This is a genomic window from Luteimonas aestuarii (genome assembly GCF_004357985.1).
In the GTDB taxonomy this organism is placed as follows: Bacteria; Pseudomonadota; Gammaproteobacteria; order Xanthomonadales; family Xanthomonadaceae; genus Luteimonas; species Luteimonas aestuarii.
Genome location: NZ_SMTF01000035.1, coordinates 1 through 1,061 on the forward strand (window position 1 = coordinate 1; position 1,061 = coordinate 1,061).

Sequence of the window (1,061 nt, forward strand, 5' to 3'; positions counted from 1 at the left end):
TCACTTGACGATCTTGCTCACCACGCCGGCGCCGACCGTACGGCCGCCTTCGCGGATCGCGAAACGCAGGCCTTCGTCCATCGCCACCGGGTTGATCAGCTCCACCACCATCTTCACGTTGTCGCCCGGCATCACCATCTCCACGCCCTCGGGCAGGGTCACCGCACCGGTGATGTCCGTCGTACGGAAGTAGAACTGCGGGCGGTAACCCTTGAAGAACGGCGTATGACGGCCGCCCTCGTCCTTCGACAGCACGTACACCTCGGCCTCGAAGCTCGTGTGCGGGGTGATCGAACCCGGCTTGCACAGCACCTGGCCGCGCTCCACGTCGTCGCGCTTGGTGCCGCGCAGCAGCAGGCCCGCGTTGTCGCCCGCCTGCCCCTGGTCCAGCAGCTTGCGGAACATTTCCACGCCCGTGACCGTCGTCTTCTGCGTCGGACGGATGCCGACGATCTCGATTTCCTCGCCCACCTTGATCACGCCGCGCTCGATACGGCCGGTCACCACGGTGCCGCGGCCCGAGATCGAGAACACGTCTTCCACCGGCATCAGGAACGGCTTGTCGATGTCGCGCTCCGGCTCCGGGATCCAGCTGTCCAGCGCGTCCACCAGCTTCAGGATCGCTGGCACGCCGATCTCCGACTGGTCGCCTTCCAGCGCCAGGCGCGCCGAACCCGAGATGATCGGGGTGTCGTCGCCCGGGAACTCGTACTTGCTCAGCAGCTCGCGGACTTCCATCTCCACCAGCTCCAGCAGCTCGGCGTCGTCCACCATGTCCGCCTTGTTCAGGAACACCACGATGTACGGCACGCCCACCTGGCGCGACAGCAGGATGTGCTCGCGCGTCTGCGGCATCGGGCCGTCCGCGGCCGAGCACACCAGGATCGCGCCGTCCATCTGCGCAGCACCCGTGATCATGTTCTTCACGTAGTCGGCGTGGCCAGGGCAGTCCACGTGCGCGTAGTGGCGCGTCGGGGACTCGTATTCCACGTGTGCGGTCGAGATCGTGATCCCGCGCGCCTTCTCTTCCGGCGCCGCGTCGATCGCGTCATAGGCCTTGA

General features: G+C 66.4%; 1 protein-coding gene. It reads right to left on the minus strand.

Annotated features, from left to right (window positions below; translation table 11 throughout):
- Positions 1-1,061, minus strand: a 1,061-nt coding sequence (tuf, locus tag E2F46_RS17365) for an elongation factor Tu (RefSeq protein WP_133323837.1), incomplete at its 5' end; no start/stop codon positions are given.